Source organism: Mitsuaria sp. 7 (assembly GCF_001653795.1).
In the GTDB taxonomy this organism is placed as follows: domain Bacteria; phylum Pseudomonadota; class Gammaproteobacteria; order Burkholderiales; family Burkholderiaceae_C; genus Roseateles.
The window spans coordinates 3,569,834-3,595,924 of record NZ_CP011514.1 but is presented as its reverse complement, the minus strand read 5'-3'; the positions used below and the strand labels follow the sequence as shown (position 1 = coordinate 3,595,924).

Sequence of the window (26,091 nt, the reverse complement as noted above, 5' to 3'; positions counted from 1 at the left end):
AAGTGGAATGACGCAACACCCGGAGACGGTGGAAGAGGGGACGACTCGATGACAACGCGCGTGGCCGTGATCGGCGAATGCATGCTGGAGCTCAAGGGCGAGGCCTTCGGCGCGATGACGCTGGGCTACGGCGGCGACACCTTCAACACCGCCGTCTACCTGCGTCGTTGCGGCGCGGCGGCGGGGCTGGAGGTGGCGTATGCGACGGCCGTCGGCGAGGACGGTCTCAGTTCCGGTCTGCTCGATCGCTGGCGCGAACAGGGCATAGCTACGCGGTTGGTGCGGCGGCTCGCAGGCCGCATGCCGGGGCTCTACATGATCGAGGTCGATGGCCGCGGCGAGCGCAGCTTCCACTACTGGCGCGACACCGCCGCGGCGAAGGCGTACTTCGACGTCGAGCGCACGCCGCTGGAGATCCACGCGGACGACTTCGATGCGCTCTACCTCAGCGGCATCACGCTGGCGATCCTGCCGCCGGCGGGGCGCGAGCGGCTCTACGCGCTCATGGGCGCGATGCGCGAGCGCGGCGCCCACGTCGTCTTCGACAACAACTACCGGCCTCGCCTGTGGGCGGACCGGTACGCGGCGCGTGTCGAGTTCGAACGGGCGTTCTCGCTCGCCACGATCGCGCTGGTGACGGCGGACGATCATCAGGCACTGATGGATCTGCCCGACATCGATGCGGCCATCGCGCATGCGAAGGCGCTGTCGCCGCCGGAGATGCTGATCAAACGCGGCGCTTCATCGACGCTCGTTCGTGCCGGCGACGCGCAACGGCGGCCTGCGCAGGCCGCTGGCCCTCACCCCAACCCTCTCCCGCAAGCGGGAGAGGGAGTCTGCGAGTGGCTCGAAGCGCCGACGCAGTGGGTCGAGCGCGTCGTCGATACGACGGCAGCGGGCGACTCTTTCGCCGGTGGCTATCTGGCACGTCGACTGTCGGGGCACGATGCCGTGAGCGCGGCAACGCATGGCAACCGCGTCGCGGCGCGTGTGATCGGCCATCCCGGCGCGATCATTCCCGTCGAAGCGATGGCGGATCTGCTCTGAAGGTCGCCAGCCCGGTGTTCAGCGCATCCAGCGCTTGAGCTCCGGCATCACCACGACCAGTTGCTCGGCGACCATCGCCGAAAACACCTGCGCGCCCTTGGCGCCGAGGTGCGTGCGATCGAAGACGGGATTCGCGGCGCCGGCACGTTCCGGCGCAGACGCGGCCTGCGCGGGCGCGTCGATCGGCTTCGGCGCCATCGCGAGCGTGTCTGCCTCCGTCTCGCCCATCGCCTGGACCGCGGCGTGGCTGATCGCGTTCAAGTCGAGCAGAGGCACCTGATGCTCCGCGCTGACGCGGATCGTCGCGTCGGCCCAAGGCCGCAGATTGTTCTCGAGCCTGCCCTGCGCATTGAAGCTCCGGCGCGTGAGCGGCGTCAGCATCACCAGCCGCGCGCCGGTCGGCGCGACGTCGGCGATGTAGCCCGCGAGGTTCACCGGGAACTCCGTCTGCAGGTCGGTGGAGCGGCCCGGCTTGCCGGGCTGGTCGTTGTGGCCGAACTGCATCAGCACCACGTCGGCCTGGCCTGCCAGTCGATCGCGCAGCAGCGTCAACACCTGACCCCAGAGGCCTTCGGCGCGGAAGCTCTTCGTGCTGCGTCCGCCCTTGGCGACGTTGAGGCAGCTCACCTCCGGCTTGAAGCGCGCGCACAGCGCATCGCCGTAGCCGCTCTTCGTGGCCATCGTCGAATCGCCGACGAGGATCACGCGCAGCGAAGACGGCGCGTCCTGCGCATGTGCGGCGCCAGCCACAAGGACCAGCGCCGCGAGCCATGACTTCTTCATGAGTCCTCCGTGGTGATGCGACCGGAATGGGGCTTGGGGTTCCCGGAGGGATGCCCCATGCCCCGTGGAGAGTCGGCGCTCATCCTCACGCAGTCAAGCGGGCTGCGTCAGAACTTGTACGCTGCCCCCAGCAGGAACTCCCGCCCTGTCACGTGATAGACGACCGGGCTGTTCCGTGCCCTCGAGATGAACTGGTCGTTCACCTCGTTGGTCAGGTTGACGCCCTCCAGCGTGATCGTGAGGTTGTCGCTGACCTTGTATGAGATCGACGCGTCCACGTTGAGCGACGCGTTCTTCCCTTCGACGTCGTTGTTGTTCTGCCCCGGCACGCGCGTGAGGAACGAGGACCGCTTGGATGCCGACACCCGCGCGCTGAAGGTGTTGTCGTCGTAGTACAGCGTCGCGTTCCACGACTTGGGCGACATGTTGAGCAGGTCGTCCGAGATGGTCGAGTTGCTGGTCGGCGAGATCAGGTAGGTGATCTTGGACTTCACGTAGGTGTAGTTCAGCACCGTGCCGAAGTTCTTACCCCAGCCTGGCAGGAAGGTGAACGGCTGCTGGTAGTTCAGCTCGATGCCGCGCAGCTTGCCCCCGGGGGTGTTGATCGGCGTGGTGAGCTGGAACACTTCCTCGCCGGTGAAGTTGGACGGCAGCAGCGACATCGGCAGCCCCGTCTGGTTGTACGGCGCGTTGGTGCGCAGGCTCTGTATGTAGGTGTCGATGTTCTTCTGGAACAGGCCCACGCCGATGAAGGCGTTGCGGCCGAAGTACCACTCCAGGCTGCCATCGAAGGTCTTCGCGCGGAAGGGCTTCAGGTACGGGTTGCCCGTGGTGATCGATAGCGTGCCGGTGGTGCTGATGGTGCCGCCCGGATTCAGGTTGCCCAGCTGAGGACGCGCCATCACCTTGGCCGCCGCGAAGCGCGCGATCAGGTCCTTGGTCAGGTTGGCCGAGACGTTCAATGCCGGCAGCCAGTCCTTGTACTTCTGTCCGATCACGACCTCGGTGCCGCCGCCGGTGGCGAGGTAGCCGGTCGCGTCCTGCTCGGTCACGACGTAGCGCACGCCGACGTTGCCCTGCATGCGCAAGCCCAGCACGCGACCTTCGAAGTCCGCCTGCACGAAGCCGCCGGTGTCCTTCTCCACCACCGCGCGGTTGTTGCCGCGCGCGTTGCCGTTGGTGGTGGAGGACAGCGTGTAGTCGCCCGGACCGCCCGCGGGACCGTTCTTGATGCAGTTGCAGTAGATGTCGTAGGCCGCGGCGATCGCGTTGAGGTCGGGGATGACCCACGAGGTCGGCGTGCCCGCCGGCAGGCTCAGCCCGCGACCGAAGCCCGTCAGCATCTTCGTCAGCACGCCCGATCCCGCCGCCGGCGAGAAGATCGTGTCGTTCTGGTTGATGCGCCGGAACTCAAAGGTGTCGAAGCTGTATTTCTTGTAGTCGACCCCGGCCTTCAACGTCAGCGTGTCCGGCATCACTTCCCACGCCAGGTCCAGATGCGCGATGTCGTTGACGTTGTTGGCCCCCTGCGGCCGGATGCGGATCTCGCTGGTGGTCGTGTTGGTGACCGTCGTCGGCTGCGTGCCCGTGGTGACCTGCGGCACGCCGACGATCTGCAGCGCGCCGTTCTGTGCCGTCGGATCGAAGGGGTACTTGATGACCGGCAGCCGGTCGTTGTTGCGGAAGTCCAGCGTGTAGCCGTTGACGTTCAAGGCATCCAGCGTGACCGTGGTCTGCACGGGGTTGCGGAACTTGGAGTCCGCCCGGCCCACCTTCGCATTGAGCTTGAGGTGGTCGGTGATGTCCTGCTCCAGCGTCAGGCTCGGTTGACGGAAGGTGGTCGTGAGCTCGTCGTAGCGCGACTCGGCGCGGATGTCGACGCCGTTGAACACGCCGTACTGCAGTGCGCCGTTGGGCGCGTACTGCGCCTCCACCACGCTGGTCTGCGGCTTGCCGCCCTGGCTGGCCGTGCGGCTGAACGAGATGGCCTCGAGAAAGTCCTCGCGCCGCGTCGCGTCGAGCTTCGAGTACAGCATGTCGAAGGTCAGCAGCGTGCTGTCCGTCGGCTTGAACTGGATGGAGCCGGTCAGGCCGAGCCGGTCCTGGTCATGCGTGAGCCGGCCGTAACGCGGCAGGCGCGGGTGGAAGTTGTCGGCGCTGCTGGCCGCGTTGTAGGCCGCGGTCGCGCCGGCCGACGCGGGCAGGCGCGGCACGCCCTGCGCGGCGGGGCCGCAGTTGGCGGCGGTGGTCGTCGGATTCGCGGGGGTCACGCCTTGCGGCGAGCACCAGCCGCCGGACGAGGGGCCGTTGTCCCAGCGCACCGTCGAGAAGCCTTCCTCGAAGAGCCGGCGCTTCGAGTACGCGCCCGAGACCAGCACGCCCAGCTTCTTGTCGAGGAACACGTCGCTGAGGAGGAAGGCCGCGCGCGGATCGGTCTCGCGCGCCAGGTCGTTGTAGCGGGCCTTCACCGAGGCGGCGATGACGCGCTTGTTGAAGTCGAAGGGCCGCGCGGCCTGCAGGTCGACGGTCGCACCCAGCGAGCCTTCGTCCACCTCGGCGGAGCTGCTCTTGCGCACGGTGATCGTGTTGAAGAGCTCCGCGGCGAAGACGTTGAAGTCGAAGCCGCGCGAGCGGTTCGCGCCGCCGGAGCTGTCGGTGCCGCCGGTGGTGGCCAGCGCCTCGATGCCGTTGATGCGCACGCGCGTGAAGTCCGCGCCCAGGCCGCGCACGGTGATGTTGCGGCCCTCGCCGGCGTCGCGGTCGATGACGACGCCCGGGATGCGCTGCAGCGATTCGGCCAGGTTGGTGTCGGGGAACTTGGCGATGTCCTCGGCCTTGATCACGTCGACGATGCCGCGGTCCTGGCGCTTGGCGTTCAGCGCGCTTTCCAGCGAGGCGCGGATGCCGGTGACGACCACCGTGTCGAGCGCCTTGTCCGCCGCCGATGCGGCGGCCGCAGGGGGCGCGGCCTGGTCCTGGCTCCAGGCAGGCAGCGACAGCGTGGCCGCGCCGAGGAGGCAGGCGGCGAGTCGGGTCAAACGTGGTGTGACCACAGGCGTGGATCGAGGCGTGGCGGACGTCCCGAGGCGAGTCCCAATGCGATGGGGCATGACGTTGTCTCCAAGGTTCTTTTGCGGCCGCGGGCGTGGGATCGTGGCCCGTCGCTCTCGCGGCATGGGGTCGCAGGCGCGCGCAGGGCGCCGGCAGGGTAGGGAGCGGGAGCGCTGTAGTGCGATGCCGCCTCGGTACTGCTGGACGATGCGATCCGCGGCGCGCGCGGACCCTGGGGATTCAGGTCAGAGGTAGTCCTCGCGCCGCGGCGAGAACTGGTCCAGCAGCGTGCTGCCGGCCTCCAGCGCGACGACGCCGTGCGTGGTCAGCCGCGGCGCGACGAACGCGTCGCCCGGCTTGAGCACGCGCTTCACGCCGCCGACGTCGCACTCGAACGAGCCGCTGATCACGAACGCGATCTGGTCATGCGCATCGTGCGCATGGGGCGTGCCGATGGCGCCCTGGTCGAACTGCACCAGCACCGACATCAGCTCCGGCGTGTGGCCGACGATCTTGCGGCGGATGCCGTCGCCGAGCTCGGTCCACGGCTGGTCGTCGTTCAGGAAGTACGGGCTGCTCATCGGGGATGTCTCCTGGATTCAGGACGGTTCTTGGCCGTCGTTGCGAGCAACTATAGCGAGGCCGCAGAAAATTGAAACAGCGGTTCACTAGATGGAAACCATAGTTCCGGGAAAGTCCGCAGGCCCGTACGCTGCGATCCCATCAGAGCTCGTGAAGCCACAGGAACCGCCAGGAGACGACATGGAAATCCGCCAACCCATCCACAGTGAACACGCCCGCACCCTGGACACCGAAGGCCTGCGCCAGCAGTTCCTGGTCGAGGACCTGTTCAAGCCCGACGAGGCGACGCTGACCTACAGCCAGATCGACCGGATCATCGTCGGCGGCATCATGCCGGTGACCAAGCCGGTGACCTTCTCGGCCGAATTGGGCAAGTACACCGGCACCGACTTCTTCCTGCAGCGGCGCGAGCTCGGCCTGATCAACATCGGCGGCGCGGCACGTGTCTTCGTCGACGACACGCAGTACGACGTCGGCCCGCGCGAGGCGCTCTACGTCGGCCAGGGCGCGAAGATCGTCGAGTTCAAGAGCGTGGACTCGGCCAATCCCGCGAAGCTCTACTTCAACTGCGCGCCGGCGCACACCGCGTATCCGACGCGCAAGGTGACGCTGGCCGAAGCCTCGCCGGAGACGCTGGGTTCGCCCGAGACCAGCAACCGCCGCACCATCCACAAGTTCCTGGTGCCCGACGTGCTGCCGACCTGCCAGCTGCTGATGGGCATGACGCAGCTGGAGCCGGGCAGCCTCTGGAACACGATGCCCTGCCACCAGCACGACCGTCGCATGGAGGTGTACTTCTACTTCGACATGAAGTCCGACGCGGTGGTCTTCCACATGCTGGGCGAGCCGACGCAGACCCGCCACCTGGTCGTGCGCAACGAGCAGGCGGTCATCAGCCCGAGCTGGTCCATCCACTCCGGCGTGGGCACGCAGGCCTACACCTTCATCTGGGGCATGGTCGGCGAGAACCAGGTGTTCAAGGACATGGACCACGTGCCGATGACGACGCTGCGCTGAGCGCGCAGGGCTCCGTCACGGTCACCAAGGGAACGAACGACATGATCCTGGACAACTTCCAACTCGACGGCCGCGTGGCCATCGTCTCGGGCTGCAACACCGGCCTGGGGCAGGGGATGGCGGTCGCGCTGGCGCAGGCCGGCGCGCACATCGTCGGCGTCAACGTCTCCGATCCGGTGGAGACGCGCACCGAGGTCGAGCGGCTGGGCCGCCGCTTCCTCGACCTGCGCGCCAACCTCGGCGACATCAGCTGCATCGAGGGCCTCGTGGCCGAGGCCAAGTCGCTGACCGGCCGCGTCGACATCCTGGTCAACAACGCCGGCATCATCCGGCGCGAGGATGCGATCCGCTTCAGCGAGAAGGACTGGGACGACGTCGTCGACCTGAACCTGAAGACGGTGTTCTTCTTCTCGCAGGCGGTGGCCAGGCAATACCTGGCACAGGGCGGCGGCGGCAAGATCATCAACGTCGCGTCCATGCTGTCCTTCCAGGGCGGCGTGCGGGTGCCGTCGTACACGGCCAGCAAGAGCGGCGTGATGGGCATCACCCGGCTGATGGCCAACGAATGGGCGTCGCACGGCATCAACGTCAACGCGATCGCGCCCGGCTACATGGCGACCAACAACACCGCCGCGCTGCGCCAGGACGAGACGCGCAACGCCGCGATCCTCGACCGCATCCCGGCCGGCCGCTGGGGCAGTCCGGACGATCTCGCCGGGCCCGTCGTGTTCCTCGCATCGAAGGCATCCGACTACGTGAACGGGTACACCGTCGCGGTGGACGGAGGTTGGCTCGCCAGATAACGGGCCCACCCCCTACGCGCTGCGCGCGCCCCCTCAAGGGGGCGAACCCGACGACCCGGCAGAGCCGGTTTGTGGGTTCCGCTGGGTGAAGACACCACGCGCGCGGCTTTGATGATCGACCACCGACGAGACAACGGGGGGATCGATGTACGAGAACAAGCGCTTGGGCTTCCTGTTCGTCCTGCCATTCGTGCTGGGCGTGCTGCTGTTCAAGCTTTTCCCCTTCGTGATGAGCTTCGCGCTCAGCTTCACGCAGTACGACCTGATCGATCCGCCGACGTTCGTCGGCCTGCGGAACTACGAGGAACTCGCGACCGCGGATCCGCTGTTCCGCAAGTCGCTGGGCGTGACGCTGCTCTTCGCGCTGCTGGCTGTGCCGCTGCGCGTGGGATTCGCCCTGTTCATCGCGCATGTGCTCAATTTCAAGCTGCGGGGCATCAACTTCTTCCGCGCCGCGTTCTACATCCCGTCCATCCTGGGCGGCTCGATCGCGGTGGCGGTGCTGTGGCGATTCGTGTTCGCGCGCAACGGCCTGGTCAACCTGGTGCTGATGAAGCTGGGCATCGAGCCGATCGCGTGGCTGGCCGATGAGCACTACTCGATGTGGACCATCGTCCTGCTCTTCACGTGGCAGTTCGGTTCGGCGATGGTGATCTTCCTGGCGGCGCTGCAGAACGTGTCGATCTCGCTCTACGAGGCGGCCGAGTGCGACGGCGCCAGCAAGATGCAGCAGTTCTGGAAGATCACCGTCCCGCTGATCACGCCGGTGATCTTCTTCAACGTGATCATGCAGATGGTGCACGCGTTCCAGGAGTTCAACGGCCCGTACCTGATCACCGAGGGCGGTCCGCTGCACTCGACCTACGTGCTGGCGCTCTACATCTACGACCAGAGCTTCCGTTTCTTCAACCTCGGCTACGGCGCGGCCCTGTCCTGGGTGCTCTTCGCCCTGGTCGGCGGCCTGGCGGCGCTGTCCTTCTGGAGCTCGAAGTACTGGGTCTTCTACTCCGGCGAGAAGGAGACCAAGCGATGAGCCGCCGATCTTCCCAACTCCCTCTCCCGCTTGCGGGAGAGGGCGGGGGTGAGGGCAGCGGTCGTGGCACCGCGCCTGCCCTGATCCTCGGCCGCGACCGCGGCAACCGCACGCTGCGCTACCTCGCGCTGGGCGCGGTGGCCATCGTGATGCTCTACCCGCTGCTATGGCTGATCGGCGCCTCCTTCAAGAGCAACGCCGAGATCTTCACCTCCGCCGGTTTCCTGCCCGACCGCCTCGACTTCAGCGCCTACGCCAAGGGCTGGAAGACCAGCACCGAATACACCTTCGCGACCTACTTCCTCAACAGCTTCCTGATCACCATCCCGCGCATCATCGTCACGGTGATCTCCTGCGTGCTGGTGGCCTACGCCTTCGCGCGCTTCGAGTTCTGGGGCCGCAAGCTGCTCTTCAGCATCATGATCGCCACGATGATGCTGCCGCTGATCGTGCTGCGTCTGCCGCAGTACCTCGTGTTCCGCGAGATCGGCTGGCTGGATTCCTACCTGCCGCTCATCGTGCCTTCGGCCTTCGCGACGGACACCTTCTTCGTGTTCATGCTGGTGCAGTTCCTGCGCGGCATCCCGCGCGACATGGAAGAGGCCGCGCAGATCGACGGCTGCAATTCGCTGCAGCTGCTCTGGCACATCATCGTGCCGCTGCTCAAGCCGGCCATCATCTCCGTGGTCGTCTTCCAGTTCATCTGGACGATGAACGACTTCATGGGCCCGCTGATCTACCTCGCGTCGGTCGAGAAGTACCCCGTCTCCCTCGCGCTGAAGATGAGCATAGGCGCGACCGAGGAGGTCGAGTGGGCCAACGTGATCGCGATCTCGGTGGTGGCGCTGATCCCGTCGGTGGCGGTGTTCTTCGCGGCGCAAAAGCATTTCATCGAGGGCGCGACGTCCTCCGGAGTCAAGGGTTGACGACATGGCAAGACTGAGCCTCAACAAGATCGAGAAGGTGTACCCCAACGGTTTCAAGGCCGTGCACGGGGTGGACCTGGAAGTGCGGGACGGCGAGTTCATGGTGTTCGTCGGCCCGTCGGGCTGCGCGAAGTCGACGCTGCTGCGGATGATCGCGGGGCTGGAGAGCATCACCGGCGGCGAGCTGCGCATCGGCGACCGCGCGGTCAACGCGCTGCCGCCCAAGCAGCGCGGCATCGCGATGGTGTTCCAGAACTACGCGCTGTACCCGCACATGAAGGTCTACGACAACCTGGCCTTCGGTCTGAAGCTGGCCGGCACGCCGAAGGAGGAGCTGGACCAGCGCGTGCGGCACGCGGCGGGGCTGCTCGAGATGGAGCACCTCCTCGATCGCTATCCGAAGCAGCTGTCCGGCGGCCAGGCGCAGCGCGTCGCGGTCGGCCGGGCCATCGTGAAGAAGCCGGACGTGTTCCTCTTCGACGAACCGCTGTCCAACCTCGACGCCAAGCTGCGTGCCGCGATGCGCGTGCGGCTGACCGAACTGCACCGCACGCTGCGCGAAAGCCGCCAGCCGGCCACGACGGTCTACGTCACCCACGACCAGGTCGAGGCGATGACGATGGGCGAGCGCATCTGCGTGCTCAAGGACGGCGTGATCCAGCAGGTCGACACGCCCACGGCGCTGTATGACCGGCCGGCGAATGCCTTCGTGGCGGGCTTCATCGGCTCGCCGGAGATGAACCTGCTGGAAGGGCGGCTGCTCGCGACCGACAACGGTCTGGCGGTCGAGGTCGGCGGTGCGAAGTTGCCCTTGCCGGTGCAGAAGACAGCTGGCGTCACGTCGCTGCCGCGCCTGGCCGACGGCGCGCTGACCTTCGGCCTGCGGCCCGAGCACATCGGTCTCGCACCGCGCGCGCAAGGCGACAGCGTGCCGGTGGGCGCGCGGCTGCGTTTCACCGAGCACATGGGGTCGGAGGTCTATTTGCATGCGGAACTCGGGCCGCTTCCGATCTCCGCGCGCATCCCGGCCGAGCAGGCGATCGCGCTGCACGGCCTCGCCCGCGGGGACACAGTGACGCTGCACCTGCAGATGTCGGCCTGCCACCTGTTCGACGCGGCGAGTGGGCTGAACCTGTTGACGATGCCGGCTTCGACATCCGCATCGACGGCCGCATCGACGTCGACGTCGTCCGCGACGTCGACCTCCGGGACCTACGCATGAGCCTGCCGCGACGACAGCTGCTCGGCATCGCCGCGGGATCGGCCGCGGTCGCGGCGACCGCGGGCGTGACGGCGGCGCTGACCGCGTCGGGCCTGCGCGCGCAGGACCAGCCCACGGTGCTGCGCTTCGCGTGGTGGGGCGGCGCCGGCCGGCACGAGGCGACGCTGAAGGCGCTCGCGCTCTTCGAGCGCCGCCACGGCGTGCGCGTGAAGGCCGAGTACATGGGCTTCAACGGCTACCTGGAGCGGTTGACCACGCAGATCGCCGGCGGCTCCGAGCCCGAGGTCATGCAGATCAACTGGGCCTGGATGGCGATGTTCAGCAAGCGCGGCAACGGCTTCGCGGACCTGAACCGGTTCGGGCGTCTGCTGGACCTCGCGCAGTTCGATCGCGAGGACCTCGCCTACGGCGACGTCGCCGGCAAGCTCAACGCGCTGCCGGTGTCCTTCAGCGCGCGCGTGATGCTGTGGAACCAGGCCGCGTTCGATCGGGCCGGCCTGGCGCTGCCGAAGACCTGGGACGAGCTCTTCGCGACGGGACCGGCGTTCCGCCGGATCCTGGGCGAGGACGCCTACCCGCTCGACGGCGAGCTCTACGACATGATGCTGCTCTCCCAGGCCTGGGTGCAGCAGCGGCACGGCATGGCCTACGTCGATCCCGCGCAACCGCGCGTGGCGATGACCGAGGCGGCGGCGCTGGACTGGGTGCGCACCTACAAGCGGCTGGTGACGGACCACGTCGCGACGCCGCTGCCGCTGCGCGCGAGCCTGGGCGGCGCCGAGAAACCGACCGAGCAGCAGCCCGACTGGGTGGTCGGCCGCTGGGCCGGCAACTACACCTGGGACTCGGTCATCGCGCTGCGCGCGTCGACGCTGGACAAGCAGCAGAAGCTGGTGCTCGGCGAGTTCCCGACGCTGCCCGGCGCGCTCGACAGCGGCATGTTCGGCCGACCGACCGTGATGTACGCGGTCAGCCGCCATGCCGAGAAGAACGGCCGCGCGGAGATGGCGGCCAAGCTCGTCAATTTCCTGCTGACCGATCCGGAGGCCGCGGCGCTGCTCGGCCGCACGCGCGGCTTGCCATCGGCACGCGGTCCTTACGAGCAGTTGAAGGCGGCCGGCAAGTTGCCGCCACTTGAAGTCGCCGCGCACGAACAGATCAAGGTGCAGCGCGAGTCGGGCCGGCTCAAGCGCCCGGCGCCGCTGTTCGAGCATGCGCGGCTGCACAAGTTCATGCGCGAGGTCTTCGAGACCGTCGCGTACAACAAGACCAGCGATGTCGATGCCGCGCGCCGCCTCGTCACGGAAGGCCAGGCCTTGCTGCAACGGATCAAGTGAAAGCCATCATGAAAGCCAACGAACGACAGCTCCACTTCGCCACCCGCGAGGATCCGGACACCGGCGCGCGCGTCACGCGGCTGACGCCGACCGACGTCACCTGCCATCGCAACTACTTCTATCAGAAGTGCTTCACCAACGACGGCGCGAAGCTGATCTTCGGCGCCGGGTTCGGGCCGGGCACGAGCTGGAACTACCACCTGCTCGACCTGAAGACGCAGGTGGCGACGCAGCTCACCGATCAGCCGGGCGAGAACACCTTCGGCGGCTTCCTCAGCCCCGACGATAGGCACCTCTACTTCGTCCGCGCGGAGCGTCAGCTGATCCGCCTGTCCATGCGGGATCTGGGCGAGGAGGTCGTCTACACCGTGCCCGAGGGCTGGGTGGGTTACGGCACCTGGGTGGCGAATTCCGCCTGCACGAAGATGGTCGGCATCGAGATCGCCGCGAGCGACTGGTTCCCGCTCAGCGACTGGCAGAAGTTCCATCAGATGTTCCATGCGAAGCCGCGCTGCCGGCTGATCCGTATCGACCTGGCGACCGGCGCGCGCGAGGTGATCCTCGAGCAGCAGGGCTGGCTCGGCCATCCGCAGTACCGGCCCGGCGACGACAACACCGTCGCGTATTGCCACGAGGGGCCGCACGACCTCGTCGACGCGCGCATGTGGTTCATCGACGAGGACGGCCGCAACGTCCGCTGCGGCCGCCGCCACGATCCGGGCGAGAGCTGCACCCATGAGTTCTGGGTGCCGGACGGCTCCGCGATGATCTACGTCTCCTACCTGAAGGGGCAGCGCGACCGCTGGATCTGCTCGCTCGATCCGGTGACGCTCGAATCGAAGCGGCTGACGCGCATGCCGCCGTGCTCGCACCTGATGAGCAACCAGGACGGCACGCTGCTGATCGGCGACGGCTGCGACTCGCCGGCCGATGTCGCCGACACCGGCAGCCACCAGATCGCGACGGATCCCTTCCTGCACCTCTTCGACCTGAAGGCCGGCACCGAGCGCCGCGTCGCCCGGCACGACAGCTCGTGGCGCGTCTACAAGGGCAACCGGCAGGTCACGCATCCGCATCCGTCGTTCACGCCGGATGAGAAGCAGGTGCTCTTCAGCGCGGACGCCGAGGGCGAACCGGCCTTGTACCTGGCAGACCTGTGATGCGACTCCGGCGCGCGGTCATGACGGTGGGTGTGGCCTTCACGGTGTTCCCCGGCGCAGTCGCGGCGGCGCCTGCGGACTCTGTCCAGGAGCGCCCTCAGCTCACCGACGTGCAGGCGGGGACGGCCACGGTCGCCGCCTACCTTGGCGATTGGCAGCCGGCGCCCCTCGATCTTTCGACATGGACGCCGACCTTCGTCGTTGCTGCGGACGGCAGCGGTACGCACCGCACGGTGCAGGCCGCGATCGATGCATTGCCTGCGAGGATGGCGGGGACGTCGACTGCGCCTCGCGCCTATGTGCTCGTCAAACCCGGCACCTACCGCGAGCCGCTGTGCATCCAGGACAAGGCACCGTTCGCGCTCTACGGCGCGGGTGATGCGTCCGAGGTCGTGATCGTCGAAGGCCGCTACAACGCGCTGCCGAAGGCGAAGCGGGAGGCTGCGCATCGCTGCATGCCGCTGCTCGACGCTGACACCTACGGCACGCCGGGCAGTGCCAGCGTGATGCTGTTCAGCGACGACGTCCAGCTCGCCCGCCTGACCATCGCGAACGATGCGATGGACCGCGTTCGCGATGGACAGGGTTATCCGGCCGGTGTCGGCGAAAGCGGCGGCGCGCAGGCCGTCGCGTTCATGACGCGTGGGGATCGGATCCAGCTCGATCAGGTGCGCTTGATCGGCCATCAGGACACGTTCTATGCGGAGCGGGAGGCCGCCGCGGCCGAAGCGCGCGTGCTGGTGCGCCGCTCGGAGATCCGAGGCGACGTCGACTTCATCTTCGGCGGCGCGACGCTCGTCATCGACGACAGCCTGATCGTCAGTCGAGCCGGACGTCGCGTTCCGGGTCACGGCGGGCACGTGATCGCGCCCAGCACGCCCCACGCGTTGTCGCGCGGCTTCCTGATCCAGGACTCGCGCTGGCTGGCCGAGCCCGGCGTGGCGCCGGCCAGCATCAGCCTGGGCCGGGCGTGGGACCGCGGCATCGCGCGCGGCGAGTGGCGCGCATCGCCGGCGATCCCGAACGGACAGGCGGTGCTGCGCGGCAACCTGCTCGGCCCGCATCTGGCGCCGTGGTCCGCATCGACCTCGCGGCGCCCCTTCAGTGCGACCGGCGAGTCCGCCAACCGCATGGCCGAGTACCGCAACGTCACGCTGCCTGTCGCGTTGCCGGTCGCGGCGTTCGGCGCGATCGCGTCGGGCGACGGCTGGGCATCGATGAACGGCGGCACGATCGGCGGCGCCCGTGCGAAGCCCGACGCGGTCCGCGTCGTGCGGACGCGCTCGGAACTCGATGCGGCGATCGCGCTCGGCGACACGCCCAAGCTCATCGCGCTCGCGGCGCGCATCGACCTCGCCGCCGATGCGACCGGACGACGTCTGGGCATCGAGGACTTCCGCGATCCCGCCTTCGACTTCGACGCCTTCGTACGCCAGTACGACCCCGCGACATGGGGCCGGCGCGCACCCGAGGGCCCGCTGGAGGAGGCGCGCAAGCGCTCGGCGAAGCAGCAGGCCGCGCAGGTCGTGGTCAAGGTGCCCTCGAACACGACCATCGTCGGCGTCACCTCGGATGCCGGCTTCGACGGCGGCTCGCTCATGCTCGACAAGGTCTCGCAGGTGATCCTGCGCAACCTGCGCTTCTCCGATGCCTACGACTTCTTCCCCGCCTGGGACCCGAACGACAACGGTCACGGCGAGTGGAATTCCGAGTACGACACCGTCTCGCTGCGTGAAACGACGCAGGTATGGATCGACCACTGCGCCTTCGACGACGGCGAGCGCCCCGATCCGCGAGAGCCCGTCGCACTGGGTCAGCGGATGCAGCGCCACGACGGCCTGCTCGACATCACCCGCCGCTCGGACTTCGTGACCGTGTCCTGGAACGTCTTCCGCCGCCACGACAAGACCATGCTGATCGGCGGCAGCGACAGCCATCGCGACGATCGCGGCCGCCTGCGCGTGACGCTGCACCACAACCTCTGGGAGCAGGTGAAGGAGCGCACGCCGCGCGTGCGCTACGGGCAGGTGCACGTCGCCAACAACCTCTTCGTCGCGGCCCCGGGCGGCGACTATCCCTACGGCTACTCGATCGGCCTGGGCATCGAATCGCAGGTGCTGAGCGAGGCCAACGTCTGGGAGGCCGCGCCGGGCATCGTCCCGGAGCGCGTCGTGCGCCTGCTCAAGGGCGATCGCCTCACGGATCGCGGCTCGAGCTTCAACGGCGGCCCCTTCGATCCGACGCGTCTGCTGCGCGCCGCGAACCCTGACAAGGCTGTCGTCGACGACGCCGGCTGGACGCCGCCATACCGGCTGCCCATCGCGCTTGCACGCGATGTGGCCACCCAAGTCCGCGCGAGCGCGGGGACGGGCCGGCTGTGGTGAAATCTTCCCTTTCCAAGAACACCCCGCGCATGGATGACGATCTGAACGATGGCAGACAGCAGCCCGAATCCGTGGCCGCGGTGCTCAAGGTGTTTGCCATCCTGCAGGCCCTGTCAGAACGCAGTGATACCGGTATCTCGGAGTTGTCCGTGCGGCTGGCCATGCCCAAGGCGACGGTCTACCGCTTCCTGCAGACGATGAAGACGCTGGGTTACGTGCGACAGGAGACCGACAGCGAGCGCTACGGCCTGGCGATGAAGGTCTTCGAGATCGGCGCGAAGGCGCTGCAGTACCCGGACCTGGTCGACCTGTCCAAGCACCACATGCAGATGCTGGCCGACGCCACCGGCGAGACGGTGCACCTGGGCACGCTGATCGACAGCGAGATCATCTACGTCCACAAGGTCGATTCCAAGCACATGCTGGGCATGTACTCGCGCATCGGCCGCCGCGCGCCCTTGCACTGCACGGCGATCGGCAAGGTGCTGATGGCCTGGGAGCATCCGGAGCGCCGGGCCCGCGTGCTGGCCGGGGCCGAGTTCCAGCGCTTCCGCGACAAGACCATCACCGAGCCGGCGGCCTTCCAGGCCGAACTGGACCGGGTGAAGGCGCAGGGCTTCGGCGAGGACCGCGAGGAGTTCGACGACCACATCCGCTGCCTGGGCGTGCCCATCTTCGACCGGCTGGGCCAGCCCATCGCCGGCATGAGCGTCAGCTTCCCGACCTTCCGCTACGACGACGCCAAGGCGCCGGAGGTCGTGGCGATGCTGCAGGCGGCGAGCCGGGACATCTCGGCCCGGCTGGGTTGCACGAAGTTCCCGCTGGACGCCGCCTGACGCACTCAGCGGGGCCGGTGCGGGAGAATCCGCGTCCCGCTTGCCGGTGCCGCACCGATATCGCTCCCAGACAGCGCCCCTGACGCGCCGGCACCGTTCTCCGTCGCCTGCCGCTCCAAAAACACGCGGCATCGGCGCGACACCGTGATAACGCGGTTGTCGTGTTGGCCCATGTTGTCGTACAACTGACCCCGTGATGAATGCTTCGTTGACCCGTTCCCGTCCGAAATCCCTGGCGCTCGGCCTTGTCCGTGCGCTGGAGGACCGGATCCGTGCGGGAGCGCTGGCCAATGGCGACAAGCTGCCGACCGAGGCGGCGATCATGGCCGAGTTCGAGGTCAGCCGGACGGTGGTCCGGGAGGCGATCTCGAAGATGCAGGCGGCGGGGCTGGTCGAGACGCGGCACGGCATCGGGACCTTCGTCCTGGGGCTGGGGGAGGGCGGTCCGTTCCGGATCGGCGCGGACCAGATGGCCACGCTGCACGATGTCGTGGCGGTGCTGGAGCTGCGGATCGGCATCGAGACCGAGGCCGCGGCGCTGGCCGCGCAGCGGCGCAGCGATGCGAACCTGGACAACATGCGCGCGGCCTTGTCGGCCTTCGCCGAGGCGGCGCTGGCGGGCCGTGACGCGGTGGCCTCGGACTTCCAGTTCCACCTGGAGATCGCCCGCGCCACGGGCAACCCGCACTTCGAGCAGCTGATGGCGACGCTGGGCGCGCCCAGCATCCCCCGCGCCCGCCTGGCGAGCCTGGCGGCGGCCGGCGACGAAGACCCGCTGGCCCAGCGCGACTACCTGCTGCGCGTGAACGCGGAGCACGAGAGCATCCTCGACGCGATCTCCGCGCGCGACACCGAGGCCGCCCGCGCCGCCATGCGGACGCACCTGGCCAACAGCCGCGAACGGCGCCGGCGCGCGGCGTTGGCGTTGCAGGAAAAGCGCTAGGCCCGCACCCAGCGAGTGCTGCTGGGGCCGGAAGGGTGCTTGGGGGTCCTGGAGGGATCCCCCATGCTCCCTGGAGAGCCCGCGCTTGGCATCCCGCAGGCCTTCCCGCAGGCCTTCCCGCAGGCCTTCCCGCAGGCCTCCCGCCAGCTGTGCGGCTGAACCCACCTGATTACGCGTTTTTCCCGATCCCGATGCGGGCTGATCGCCTTGCCACCGGCGCAAACCAACTTGTATGATGACTGACAACAAGGCCGCCACGGCGACCCCGGACTGAGCCCGGCGTCGCACATAGAGCGCTTTCCACGGTTCCTTCCCGGAGACAAACCATGACCGTTCTGACCCGCCGCCTGGCCGTCAAAGTGGGTGCCGCCCTCGGCGCCGCCGTCCTCTCCACCGTCACGGCCACCCTGGCCCACGCCAGCGGCTTCCCCGACCGGCCGGTGACCATCGTCGTGCCGTTCCCGGCCGGCGGGTCGACCGACATGCTGGCCCGCGCCATGGGCGCCGAGCTGCAGAAGAAGTGGGGCCAGACCGTCATCGTCGACAACCGCCCCGGCGCCACCGGCACCCTCGGCACCACCCAGGTCAAGCGCGCCGCGCCCGACGGCTACACGCTGCTGGTGTCCTCGCTCGGCCCGTTCGTCATCGCCCCGCATCTGATCAAGGCCGTCCAGTACGACGCCCTCAAGGACATCGACCTGCTCACCGTCGCCATCCAGGCGCCCAATGTGCTGGTCGTGCCCGCCGCCTCCCCGCTGAAGACCGTCAAGGACGTCGTCGACACGCTCAAGAAGGAGCCGGGCAAGATGAGCTTCGCCTCCTCGGGCAACGGCTCCTCCGACCACCTGACCGCCGAGCTGTTCTGGCTGCAGACCGGCACCAACGGCCTGCACGTGCCGTACAAGGGCGGCGCCCCCGCGATCAGCGACCTGCTGGGCGCGCAGATCGACGCCTCGTTCCAGAACGTCAACGCGGTGCTGCCGCACATCCTCGGCGGCAAGCTGCGCGCGCTGGCCGTGACCGGCGACAAGCGCTCCGCCGTGCTGCCCAACGTGCCCACGCTGTCCGAGTCCGGCATCAAGGGCGCCGACGTCTACTCCTGGCAAGGCGTGGCCGCGCCCAAGGGCCTGCCGCCCGCCGTGCGCGCCCAGTTGCAGAAGGACATCGTCGCCGCGCTGCACGACCCGTCGGTGAAGCAGAAGTTCTCCGACATCGGCATCGAGACCGTCGCCAACACGCCCGACCAGGCGCAGGCCTTCCAGAAGACCGAGTTCGCGCGCTGGAAGCAGGTCATCGAGACCCGCAAGATCACCGCCGATTGATCAAGATCGACCTCAGACCGACCAGGAGTTCCGCGTGAGCGCCAGCAGTCCCATCGTCACCTCCGCCCGCGCGATCCCGGTCGCCGGCCGCGACGGCATGCTCATGAACCTGAGTGGCGCGCATGCGCCGTTCTTCACCCGCAACCTGCTGATCCTCGAGGACAACGCCGGCCACGTCGGCATCGCCGAGATCCCCGGCGGCGAGCCCATCCGCAAGACGCTGGAACAGGCCGGCGAACTGCTCGTCGGCCAGCCGGTCGCGAAGTGGAACGCGCTGCTCGCGCAGGTCCGCGAGAAGTTCAAGGGCCTCGACAGCGGCGGCCGCGGCCTGCAGACCTTCGATCTGCGGACCACGATCCATGTGCTCACCGCCGTCGAATGCGCGCTGCTGGACCTGCTGGGCCAGCACCTGGGCGTGCCCGTGTGCGAGCTGCTCGGCGAAGGCAGGCAGCGCGACAGCGTCGCGATGCTGGGCTACCTGTTCTTCGTCGGCGACCGCACGAAGACGGGCCTGGCCTACAAGACGCCCGAGGACGAGGCCGGCAGCGATGCCGCGACCGACGCCTGGCTGAAGGTGCGACACCACGTCGCGATGACGCCGGAGACCATCGTCGAGCAGGCCGCCGCCGCGCAGGCGCGCTACGGCTTCAAGGACTTCAAGCTCAAGGGCGGCGTACTGGCCGGCGAGGAAGAGGTCGAGGCGATCAAGGCGCTGAAGACGCGCTTCCCCGAGGCGCGCGTCACGCTCGATCCCAACGGCGGCTGGCTGCTGAAGGACGCGATCCGCCTGCTGCGCGACCTGGGCGGCGTGCTCGCCTACGCCGAGGATCCCTGCGGCGCCGAGGAAGGTTTCTCCGGCCGCGAGGTGATGGCCGAGTTCCGCCGCGCCACCGGCCTGCCGACGGCCACCAACATGGTGGCGACCGACTGGCGCCAGTTCACGCACGCGCTCAGCCTGCAGTCCGTCGACATCCCGCTGGCCGATCCGCACTTCTGGACCATGTCCGGCGCGGTCCGCGTCGCGCAGACCTGCCGCGACTTCGGCCTGACCTGGGGCTCGCATTCCAACAACCATTTCGACGTGTCGCTGGCGATGTTCACGCATGCCGCCGCCGCCGCGCCGGGCCGCCTCACCGCGATCGACACGCACTGGATCTGGCAGGACGGCCAGTTCCTGACCGAGAAGCCGCTGCAGATCGTCGACGGCGAGGTCGCGGTCCCGACGGCGCCGGGTCTGGGAGTGACGCTCGACATGAAGGCCGTGGAAGCGGCCCACCAGCTCTACCTGCAGCACGGCCTGGGCGCGCGCGACGACGCCATCGCCATGCAGCACCTGATCCCCGACTGGAAGTTCGATCCCAAGCGGCCCTGCATGGTCCGCTGAACGATCCCCCCGAACGAAACCTGGAGAGAGACAACATGCAAGACAAGACATTCGCCCGCCGTGCCGTCCTCGCCGCAGCCGCCGTCGCCGCGGTGGCAGGTGTTGCCCCCGGCGCCTTCGCGCAGGCCGCCTGGCCCAGCAAGCCGCTGAAGATCATCGTCCCGTACACCCCGGGCGGCTCGTCGGACATCATCGCCCGCATCATTTCGCCGATGCTGGGCGAAGCGCTCAAGCAGACCGTCATCGTCGAGAACAAGCCCGGCGCCAGCGGCAACATGGGCGCCGACCAGACGTCCAAGGCCAACGACGGCTACACCATCATGCTGTGCGACGTCAGCGCGCTGGCCATCAGCCCGTCGCTGTACACCAAGCTCAACTTCGACCCGTCCAAGGACCTGAAGGGCGTGGCGATGCTGGCGTACTCGCCGCACATGCTGGTCGTCCACCCGTCGGTGCCGGCCAACAACCTGAAGGAACTGGTCGAGCTGTCCAAGAAGTCCAAGATCGACTTCGCCGTCACCGCGATGGGCAGCGCGCCGCACCTGGCCGGCTTCCAGGTCGCCAGCCTGACCGGCGCCAAGTGGGAATACATCCCGTACAAGGGCGGATCGCAGGCCGTGACCGACACGATCGCCGGCCAGACGCAGGTGCTGATGAACGGCATGCTCGCGACCCTGCCCTTCGTGCAGCAGAACAAGCTCAAGGTCATCGGCGTCAGCAAGTCCACCCGCGTGCCGCTGCTGCCCAACGTGCCGACGCTGGCCGAGCAGGGCGCCACCGGCTTCGAGTCCGGCACCTGGCAGGGCATCCTGGCCCCGGCCAACATGCCCAAGGCCAACATCGACAAGCTGTCGGCCGCGCTGATCACCATCATCCGTTCGCCGGAAGTCCGCGCCCGTCTGGCCGCGCAGGGCGCCGAGGTCAGCACGATGAACCCCGCCGAGATGGACACCTTCTTCAACGCCGAGCGCAAGAAGTGGGCGGGCGTCGTGGCCAAGAGCGGGTTGAAGCTCGATTGATGTTTTTTTGATGCCCGGGTGCCGCTCGACGCAGGGTCGGGCGCCGCTTGGGTGATTCCCCTTTGATTCCGTCTCCAGGAGCCCCGTCATGCCGACCCCGACCACGCCGTATTCCGCCTTTCCCAACACGCTGCGCCAGCGCCTGATCGCCGGCGAGCGCCTGATCGGCTGCTGGTGCTCGCTCGCCAGCCCGATCAGCACCGAGGTGCTGGGCGTGGCCGGCTTCGACTGGCTGCTGCTGGACGGCGAGCACTCGCCCAACGAGGTCAGCAGCTTCGTGCCGCAGCTGATGGCGCTCAAGGACAGCGTCAGCGCGCCGGTCGTGCGACCGAGCAGCAACAACGCCGTCGAGATCAAGCGCCTGCTCGACGCCGGGTTCTCCAACTTCCTGGTCCCCTTCGTCGAGACCGCCGAGGAAGCGACGCGGGCCGTGGCATCGACGCGTTATCCGCCGCAGGGCATCCGCGGCGTGTCGGTCTCGCAGCGCAACAACCGCTACGGCACGGTGCCGGGCTACTTCCAGGGCATCAACGAGCAGATCACAGTGGTGGTCCAGATCGAGAGCCCGGCGGGCGTCGAAGCCGTCGCGGCGATCGCGGCGGTGGAGGGCGTGGACGCGGTGTTCATCGGCCCGTCCGACCTGGCGGCCGGTTACGGCCACCTCGGCAACCCGCAGCACCCGGAGGTGCAGGCGGCGATGGCGACGATCTACGCCGCGTGCAAGGCGGCGGGCAAGCCGGTCGGCATCCTCGCGCCGGTGGAAGCCGACGCGCGCCGCTACATCGAGCAGGGCGCGACCTTCGTGGCCGTCGGCAGCGATCTCGGCATCTTCCGCGGCGCGACCCAGGGTCTGCGCGACAAGTTCAAGGATTGATTCAGGGTTGATTCAGGATTGATTTAGGAGTTATGGCAATGAGCATCAAGATCGGTTTCATCGGCCTGGGCATCATGGGCGCGCCCATGGCGGTGCGTCTGGCGCAGGGCGGGCATCAGCTGTTCGTCCACACCCGTTCCCAGGTCCGCGAAGACGTCGCCGCCGTCGGTGTCACCGTCTGCGACAGCGCCACGGAAGTCGCGCAGCAGGCCGAGGTGATCTTCACCATGGTCCCGGACACGCCGGACGTCGAGCGCGTGCTGTTCGGCGAAGGCGGCATCGCCGCCGCGTTCGCCGGCGGCAAGGGCGCGGGCAAGACGGTCGTGGACATGAGCTCGATCTCGCCGATCGCGACCAAGGATTTCGCGGAACGCATCGAAGCGCTCGGCGCCGAGTGGCTGGACGCCCCGGTTTCCGGCGGCGAGGTCGGCGCCAAGGCCGGCACGCTGTCGATCATGGTCGGCGGCAAGGAAGCCACCTTCGCGCGCATCAGGCCGCTGTTCGAGCTGATGGGCAAGAACATCACGCTCGTCGGCGGTGCGAGCGCGGGCCAGGTCACCAAGGTGGCCAACCAGATCATCGTGGCGCTGAACATCGCCGCCGTCGGCGAGGCCCTGGTCTTCGCCTCCAAGGCCGGCGCCGATCCGGCCAAGGTGCGCGAGGCGCTGATGGGCGGCTTCGCCTCCAGCCGCATCCTCGAAGTGCACGGCGAGCGCATGATCAAGCGCACCTTCAACCCGGGCTTCCGGATCGCGCTGCACCAGAAGGACCTGAACCTCGCGCTGCAGAGCGCCAAGGCGATGAGCCTGTCGCTGCCCAACACGGCCAACACCGCGCAGCTGATGCAGGCCGCCGCGGCGCAGGGCTGGGACCAGCTCGACCACTCGGCGCTGGTGCGGGCGCTGGAAGTGCTGGCCAACCATGAGGTCGGTAGCACTACGGACGCCGCCTGAGGGGCCAGGTCTCCACAATCGCCGGTCATGAGCACGCCCCACGACGCCTCCGCCCCTCCGGCCGCCGCAGCAGTTGCGGCGGCCTCGGCTGCCGCAACACCTGCCCCCGGGTCGCCCGTTCCGGGATCGCCGGAGGCCGCGGCGCTGCTCGCCGATCCGCGCGCGCTGCTGAAGCACCTCTACCGCGTGGCGGTGGACCGGGCGCTGCCGGGAAAGATCCTCGCGAGCCACCTGCCGCCCCCGCCCAAGGGCCGCACGCTGGTGATCGGCGCGGGCAAGGGCGGCGGATCGATGGCCCAGGCCTTCGAGGCCGCCTGGCCGGCGAGCGCCCCGATGACCGGCCTGGTCATCACGCGCTACGGCCACATCCCGCCGGACTACCGGCCGCGCCGCATCGAGATGGTCGAGGCCGCGCATCCGGTGCCCGACGCTGCCGGCGAGCAGGCCGCGGCCCGGATGATGCAGAAGGTGCGGGACTTCAACCCCACCGCCGACGACCAGGTGATCTGCCTGATCTCGGGCGGCGGCTCGGCGCTGATGCCGCTGCCGGCGCCGGGGCTGACGCTGGCCGACAAGCAGGCCGTCAACCGCGCGCTGCTGGCCAGCGGCGCCAACATCGTCGAGATGAACTGCGTGCGCAAGCACCTCAGCGGGATCAAGGGCGGGCGGCTGGCCGCCGCCTGCGCGCCGGCCAAGGTGCTGACGCTGATGATCTCCGACGTGCCCGGCGACGATCCGCAGGTGATCGCCTCCGGCCCGACGGTGCCCGACGCGAGCACCTGCGCCGAGGCGCTGGCGATCTGCCGCCGCTACCGCATCGCGTTGCCCCAAGTCGCGATCGACGCGCTCGAACGCGGCGAGTGGGAGACCCCAAAACCCGGCGACAAGTGCTTCGACGGCCATGAGCAGCGCATCATCGCGGCGCCGCGCCAGAGCCTGATCGCGGCCGCCGAGGCGGCCCGCGCGCTGGGCATCACCGCGCACGTGCTGTCGGACGAGATCGAGGGCGAGTCCCGAGAGGTCGGCCGCGTGCACGCGGCGCTGGCCCGCTCGGTGGCGCGTCACGGCGAGCCCTTCGCCAAACCCTGCCTGATCCTGTCCGGCGGCGAGACGACGGTGACGCTGATCCCGCAGCCGGGACGCGGCGGCCGTGCCGGCGAGTTCGTGCTCGGCTGCGCGATCGCGCTGGACGGACAACCGGACGTGTGGGGCCTGGCCGCGGACACCGACGGCATCGACGGCGTCGAGGACAACGCCGGCGCCTTCCTCAGCCCGAGTACGCTGGAGCGCGCCGGCGCCCTGGGCCTGAAGCCGGCGGACCTGCTGGCGGCCAACAACGGCTACGCGCTGTTCGAGGCGCTCGGCGACCTGCTGATCACCGGGCCGACGCAGACCAACGTCAACGACTTCCGCGCGCTGCTGATCCGCTGAGGCGTTTCACGGACATCCCCCCATCGAGCGAATCGAGGGGGAAATTGATCAGATGTTGACGCGCCTCAAGGCAATTTCCGCCGAGGGCGAGGACAGTCCGGATCTCCCGGTTTTTCCGGCTTCCGAGAGTGCCCGTGTTCGCCCATCTGACCTCCGACCCTGACGGATCCGCCGACCCCGGCGATCCTGTCACCCCTTTCGCTTCCGCCTCCGCTGCCACGGCCACGGCCACGGCCACGGCCATGGTCACCCCTGCAGGGTTGATGCTCGAGGCGGTCTTTCCGCCTTCCAGCGCCGGGCTGATCCCCGGACCCGCCCATCCCATCCCCTGGCGCGCGCTGCTGGGCGACGTGCTGCTGGACGGCGAGAGCTGGTCCGCGCTGACCGCCATGACGCAGCTGCGCCGCTGCAAGGCCGGCGACCTGGCGATCCGCCGCGGCGATGCCGCGGTGGCCATGCTGGCGCTGTGCGAAGGTAAGGTCGCCGCGCGCGCGCCGCTCACCGGTCCGCTGTGGCTGGACCTGCACACCGCCTGGCTCGAGGGCCGTTACGCGGAGGACGTCAGCGTCGTCTCCGCGTCGGCGCTGGTGCTGGTGTGGCCGATGTCGGTGGCGGGGATGTGGCTGCGCTCGCAGCCCCTGGTGCTGGAGGCGCTGGTGCGCGCCACGGCCGCGCAACTGCGGGATGCGCAGGACGCGATCCGCGGCCTGACGATGAAGGACGCCACCGGTCGCGTGGCCGCCTGGCTGCTGGCGCAGGCCGGCGCCGCCGGGGAGCTGCAATTCACCGAGCGCAAGCGCGACGTGGCGGCGCAGCTGTCGATCTCGCCGGAGACGCTGTCGCGCACGTTGCGGCAGCTCGCCGACCGGGGCGTCGTGGCGGTCCAGGGCTACCGCATCGACCTGCTGGACCGGGTCGAGTTGCTGGCGCTGGCGCGCGCCCGCTGAGCGGCTTAGACTCAGTGCCACCCTGTCGTGACGTTCTGAGGAGGCCAATGTGACGATTGCCAGCGTGACCCCCCTGACCCCCACGGGCACCACCGGTTCCAGCGCGGAACGTTTCTTCGGGGGGCACGCCAGTCTCCCCGTGATGCCCGAGGTCGGACGCAAGCTGCTGCGCAGCCTGGACGACGACGGCGTCTCGCTCGGCCAGATCGCCGAGCTGATCGGCAAGGACTCGACGCTCGCGGCCAAGGTGCTGCGCCTGGCCAACTCGGCGCGCTACAGCCCGTCGCACACCATCAGCACGCTGCAGGACGCGGCGATGGCGCTGGGGCTGGAGACGCTGCGCAACCTCGCGATGGCGGCCAGCCTGACGGGCACCTTCCCCGACGTGAAGGGCCTGGACCGCCAGCGCTTCTGGCGCCACAGCATGCGCACGGCCGGTTATGCGCGGCTGCTGGCCAAGCTGCTGCAGGGCGATGCGGACACCGCCTATCTCGCCGGCCTGATGCTGCGCACCGGGCAGCTGATGATGGCGATGACGGAACCCGATCAGGTCGCCGACGTGGAAGCCCACGCGGGCGAACCGGGCAGCCGCTTCTCGCTGGAGTCCAGCCGCTTCGGCTGCACGCATGCGGACGTGACGGCGGCGCTCGCCGCGCACTGGCACTTCCCGGCCGATCTGGTGGAAGCCTTCAAGGACGCGAACGTGCCGCTGGAGGTCAAGCCCTTCTCGATGCTCGCGGCGATCCTGCACCTCTCCGAGGTCATCGCCGACGCCTGCGAGCACAACGCCGACCGGATCGCGGCGCTCACGACCGCGGTGCCCGAGCTGGTGGAGCATCTCCACCTGGACCTCGACTTCCTGCGGCTGCGCCTGGACGGCTGCGGGGATCCGGGACAGGACGTGGAGTTGATGCTGAAGTAAGACGAGGCAAGGCGAGATGAGGGGCTGCCGACGGGATGTCGGCGGCCGCCGGTTCTACGTGTCTTCCGTGTCGATGACGCCGTGATGACGAATCAATGAAAAAGGCACTCGACGA

At 68.6% G+C, this 26,091-nt stretch carries 22 protein-coding genes; 19 read left to right on the top strand and 3 right to left on the bottom strand.

Features of this window, described 5'->3' with window-relative positions; genetic code table 11:
* Nucleotides 1-48 precede the first annotated feature (48 nt).
* The gene (locus ABE85_RS15765) at nucleotides 49-1,047 is read left to right on the top strand and encodes a sugar kinase (protein WP_067276490.1); all 999 of its coding nucleotides are present in this window, start codon (nucleotides 49-51) and stop codon (nucleotides 1,045-1,047) included.
* A gap of 18 nt (nucleotides 1,048-1,065) precedes the next feature.
* Here ABE85_RS15765 and ABE85_RS15760 read toward each other — a convergent pair whose 3' ends face one another.
* The 3 genes from ABE85_RS15760 to ABE85_RS15750 all read right to left on the bottom strand — a co-directional run bounded on the left by ABE85_RS15760 (nucleotide 1,066) and on the right by ABE85_RS15750 (nucleotide 5,462).
* Nucleotides 1,066-1,830, bottom strand: a complete 765-nt coding sequence (locus ABE85_RS15760; protein WP_067276487.1) for a rhamnogalacturonan acetylesterase — start codon at nucleotides 1,828-1,830, stop codon at nucleotides 1,066-1,068.
* A gap of 107 nt (nucleotides 1,831-1,937) precedes the next feature.
* Nucleotides 1,938-4,868 (bottom strand): TonB-dependent receptor, encoded by a 2,931-nt coding sequence (locus tag ABE85_RS15755; protein ID WP_197507028.1) that lies wholly within the window; start codon nucleotides 4,866-4,868, stop codon nucleotides 1,938-1,940.
* Between the two features lie 258 nt (nucleotides 4,869-5,126).
* Nucleotides 5,127-5,462: a cupin domain-containing protein gene (locus tag ABE85_RS15750; RefSeq protein WP_067276481.1), complete on the bottom strand. Its 336-nt coding sequence runs from the start codon at nucleotides 5,460-5,462 to the stop codon at nucleotides 5,127-5,129.
* 181 nt (nucleotides 5,463-5,643) lie between these two features.
* Here ABE85_RS15750 and kduI point away from each other — a divergent pair, with 181 nt between their 5' ends.
* The 18 genes from kduI to ABE85_RS15660 all read left to right on the top strand — a co-directional run bounded on the left by kduI (nucleotide 5,644) and on the right by ABE85_RS15660 (nucleotide 25,976).
* On the top strand, nucleotides 5,644-6,480 hold the full coding sequence (gene kduI, locus ABE85_RS15745) for a 5-dehydro-4-deoxy-D-glucuronate isomerase (RefSeq protein ID WP_067276479.1): 837 nt from the start codon (nucleotides 5,644-5,646) through the stop codon (nucleotides 6,478-6,480).
* A gap of 41 nt (nucleotides 6,481-6,521) precedes the next feature.
* The gene (kduD, locus tag ABE85_RS15740) at nucleotides 6,522-7,283 is read left to right on the top strand and encodes a 2-dehydro-3-deoxy-D-gluconate 5-dehydrogenase KduD (protein ID WP_067276476.1); all 762 of its coding nucleotides are present in this window, start codon (nucleotides 6,522-6,524) and stop codon (nucleotides 7,281-7,283) included.
* Nucleotides 7,284-7,428: 145 nt separating this feature from the next.
* Nucleotides 7,429-8,316: a carbohydrate ABC transporter permease gene (locus ABE85_RS15735; RefSeq protein ID WP_067276474.1), complete on the top strand. Its 888-nt coding sequence runs from the start codon at nucleotides 7,429-7,431 to the stop codon at nucleotides 8,314-8,316.
* Entirely contained in the window at nucleotides 8,313-9,242 is a 930-nt protein-coding gene (locus tag ABE85_RS15730) for a carbohydrate ABC transporter permease (protein ID WP_082938653.1), read from the top strand. The genes ABE85_RS15735 and ABE85_RS15730 overlap by 4 nt, the downstream gene beginning before the upstream one ends.
* Before the next feature lie 4 nt (nucleotides 9,243-9,246).
* Nucleotides 9,247-10,464, top strand: coding sequence for an ABC transporter ATP-binding protein (locus ABE85_RS15725; RefSeq protein WP_067276471.1), 1,218 nt, complete (start codon nucleotides 9,247-9,249; stop codon nucleotides 10,462-10,464).
* Nucleotides 10,461-11,801: an ABC transporter substrate-binding protein gene (locus ABE85_RS15720; RefSeq protein WP_067276468.1), complete on the top strand. Its 1,341-nt coding sequence runs from the start codon at nucleotides 10,461-10,463 to the stop codon at nucleotides 11,799-11,801. Before ABE85_RS15725 ends, ABE85_RS15720 begins: the two co-directional genes overlap by 4 nt.
* An 8-nt stretch (nucleotides 11,802-11,809) precedes the next feature.
* Complete coding sequence (locus ABE85_RS15715) at nucleotides 11,810-12,961, top strand: oligogalacturonate lyase family protein (RefSeq protein ID WP_067276465.1); 1,152 nt, start codon at nucleotides 11,810-11,812, stop codon at nucleotides 12,959-12,961.
* Nucleotides 12,961-15,345: a pectinesterase family protein gene (locus ABE85_RS15710; RefSeq protein WP_067276460.1), complete on the top strand. Its 2,385-nt coding sequence runs from the start codon at nucleotides 12,961-12,963 to the stop codon at nucleotides 15,343-15,345. Before ABE85_RS15715 ends, ABE85_RS15710 begins: the two co-directional genes overlap by 1 nt.
* Nucleotides 15,346-15,374: 29 nt before the next feature.
* A complete protein-coding gene (gene kdgR, locus ABE85_RS15705; protein ID WP_067276457.1) occupies nucleotides 15,375-16,181 on the top strand; it encodes a DNA-binding transcriptional regulator KdgR in 807 nt (268 codons plus the stop codon).
* Between the two features lie 196 nt (nucleotides 16,182-16,377).
* Nucleotides 16,378-17,124, top strand: coding sequence for a FadR/GntR family transcriptional regulator (locus ABE85_RS15700; protein ID WP_067276455.1), 747 nt, complete (start codon nucleotides 16,378-16,380; stop codon nucleotides 17,122-17,124).
* 326 nt (nucleotides 17,125-17,450) lie between these two features.
* Nucleotides 17,451-18,446 (top strand): tripartite tricarboxylate transporter substrate binding protein, encoded by a 996-nt coding sequence (locus ABE85_RS15695; RefSeq protein ID WP_067276453.1) that lies wholly within the window; start codon nucleotides 17,451-17,453, stop codon nucleotides 18,444-18,446.
* A 97-nt stretch (nucleotides 18,447-18,543) separates the two neighbouring features.
* Nucleotides 18,544-19,830, top strand: a complete 1,287-nt coding sequence (locus ABE85_RS15690) for an enolase C-terminal domain-like protein (RefSeq protein ID WP_067282844.1) — start codon at nucleotides 18,544-18,546, stop codon at nucleotides 19,828-19,830.
* A 35-nt stretch (nucleotides 19,831-19,865) separates the two neighbouring features.
* Complete coding sequence (locus ABE85_RS15685; protein WP_067276451.1) at nucleotides 19,866-20,849, top strand: tripartite tricarboxylate transporter substrate binding protein; 984 nt, start codon at nucleotides 19,866-19,868, stop codon at nucleotides 20,847-20,849.
* An 88-nt stretch (nucleotides 20,850-20,937) separates the two neighbouring features.
* The gene (gene garL, locus ABE85_RS15680; RefSeq protein WP_067276449.1) at nucleotides 20,938-21,723 is read left to right on the top strand and encodes a 2-dehydro-3-deoxyglucarate aldolase; all 786 of its coding nucleotides are present in this window, start codon (nucleotides 20,938-20,940) and stop codon (nucleotides 21,721-21,723) included.
* Between the two features lie 38 nt (nucleotides 21,724-21,761).
* Nucleotides 21,762-22,676, top strand: a complete 915-nt coding sequence (locus ABE85_RS15675) for a 2-hydroxy-3-oxopropionate reductase (protein ID WP_067276446.1) — start codon at nucleotides 21,762-21,764, stop codon at nucleotides 22,674-22,676.
* A gap of 27 nt (nucleotides 22,677-22,703) precedes the next feature.
* The gene (locus ABE85_RS15670; protein WP_082938652.1) at nucleotides 22,704-24,107 is read left to right on the top strand and encodes a glycerate kinase; all 1,404 of its coding nucleotides are present in this window, start codon (nucleotides 22,704-22,706) and stop codon (nucleotides 24,105-24,107) included.
* A 242-nt stretch (nucleotides 24,108-24,349) separates the two neighbouring features.
* The gene (locus ABE85_RS15665; protein ID WP_157522504.1) at nucleotides 24,350-25,054 is read left to right on the top strand and encodes a Crp/Fnr family transcriptional regulator; all 705 of its coding nucleotides are present in this window, start codon (nucleotides 24,350-24,352) and stop codon (nucleotides 25,052-25,054) included.
* 64 nt (nucleotides 25,055-25,118) lie between these two features.
* The gene (locus ABE85_RS15660; protein WP_157522502.1) at nucleotides 25,119-25,976 is read left to right on the top strand and encodes an HDOD domain-containing protein; all 858 of its coding nucleotides are present in this window, start codon (nucleotides 25,119-25,121) and stop codon (nucleotides 25,974-25,976) included.
* Nucleotides 25,977-26,091: the final 115 nt, after the last annotated feature.

Coding starts and splice junctions, on each gene's coding strand:
- ABE85_RS15765 (WP_067276490.1), top strand. CDS start 49: ATGACAACGCGCGTGGCCGTGATCGGCGAATGCATGCTGGAGCTCAAG.
- ABE85_RS15760 (WP_067276487.1), bottom strand. CDS start 1,830: ATGAAGAAGTCATGGCTCGCGGCGCTGGTCCTTGTGGCTGGCGCCGCA.
- ABE85_RS15750 (WP_067276481.1), bottom strand. CDS start 5,462: ATGAGCAGCCCGTACTTCCTGAACGACGACCAGCCGTGGACCGAGCTC.
- kduI (WP_067276479.1), top strand. CDS start 5,644: ATGGAAATCCGCCAACCCATCCACAGTGAACACGCCCGCACCCTGGAC.
- kduD (WP_067276476.1), top strand. CDS start 6,522: ATGATCCTGGACAACTTCCAACTCGACGGCCGCGTGGCCATCGTCTCG.
- ABE85_RS15735 (WP_067276474.1), top strand. CDS start 7,429: ATGTACGAGAACAAGCGCTTGGGCTTCCTGTTCGTCCTGCCATTCGTG.
- ABE85_RS15730 (WP_082938653.1), top strand. CDS start 8,313: ATGAGCCGCCGATCTTCCCAACTCCCTCTCCCGCTTGCGGGAGAGGGC.
- ABE85_RS15725 (WP_067276471.1), top strand. CDS start 9,247: ATGGCAAGACTGAGCCTCAACAAGATCGAGAAGGTGTACCCCAACGGT.
- ABE85_RS15720 (WP_067276468.1), top strand. CDS start 10,461: ATGAGCCTGCCGCGACGACAGCTGCTCGGCATCGCCGCGGGATCGGCC.
- ABE85_RS15715 (WP_067276465.1), top strand. CDS start 11,810: ATGAAAGCCAACGAACGACAGCTCCACTTCGCCACCCGCGAGGATCCG.
- ABE85_RS15710 (WP_067276460.1), top strand. CDS start 12,961: ATGCGACTCCGGCGCGCGGTCATGACGGTGGGTGTGGCCTTCACGGTG.
- kdgR (WP_067276457.1), top strand. CDS start 15,375: ATGGATGACGATCTGAACGATGGCAGACAGCAGCCCGAATCCGTGGCC.
- ABE85_RS15700 (WP_067276455.1), top strand. CDS start 16,378: ATGAATGCTTCGTTGACCCGTTCCCGTCCGAAATCCCTGGCGCTCGGC.
- ABE85_RS15695 (WP_067276453.1), top strand. CDS start 17,451: ATGACCGTTCTGACCCGCCGCCTGGCCGTCAAAGTGGGTGCCGCCCTC.
- ABE85_RS15690 (WP_067282844.1), top strand. CDS start 18,544: ATGCTCATGAACCTGAGTGGCGCGCATGCGCCGTTCTTCACCCGCAAC.
- ABE85_RS15685 (WP_067276451.1), top strand. CDS start 19,866: ATGCAAGACAAGACATTCGCCCGCCGTGCCGTCCTCGCCGCAGCCGCC.
- garL (WP_067276449.1), top strand. CDS start 20,938: ATGCCGACCCCGACCACGCCGTATTCCGCCTTTCCCAACACGCTGCGC.
- ABE85_RS15675 (WP_067276446.1), top strand. CDS start 21,762: ATGAGCATCAAGATCGGTTTCATCGGCCTGGGCATCATGGGCGCGCCC.
- ABE85_RS15670 (WP_082938652.1), top strand. CDS start 22,704: ATGAGCACGCCCCACGACGCCTCCGCCCCTCCGGCCGCCGCAGCAGTT.
- ABE85_RS15665 (WP_157522504.1), top strand. CDS start 24,350: ATGGTCACCCCTGCAGGGTTGATGCTCGAGGCGGTCTTTCCGCCTTCC.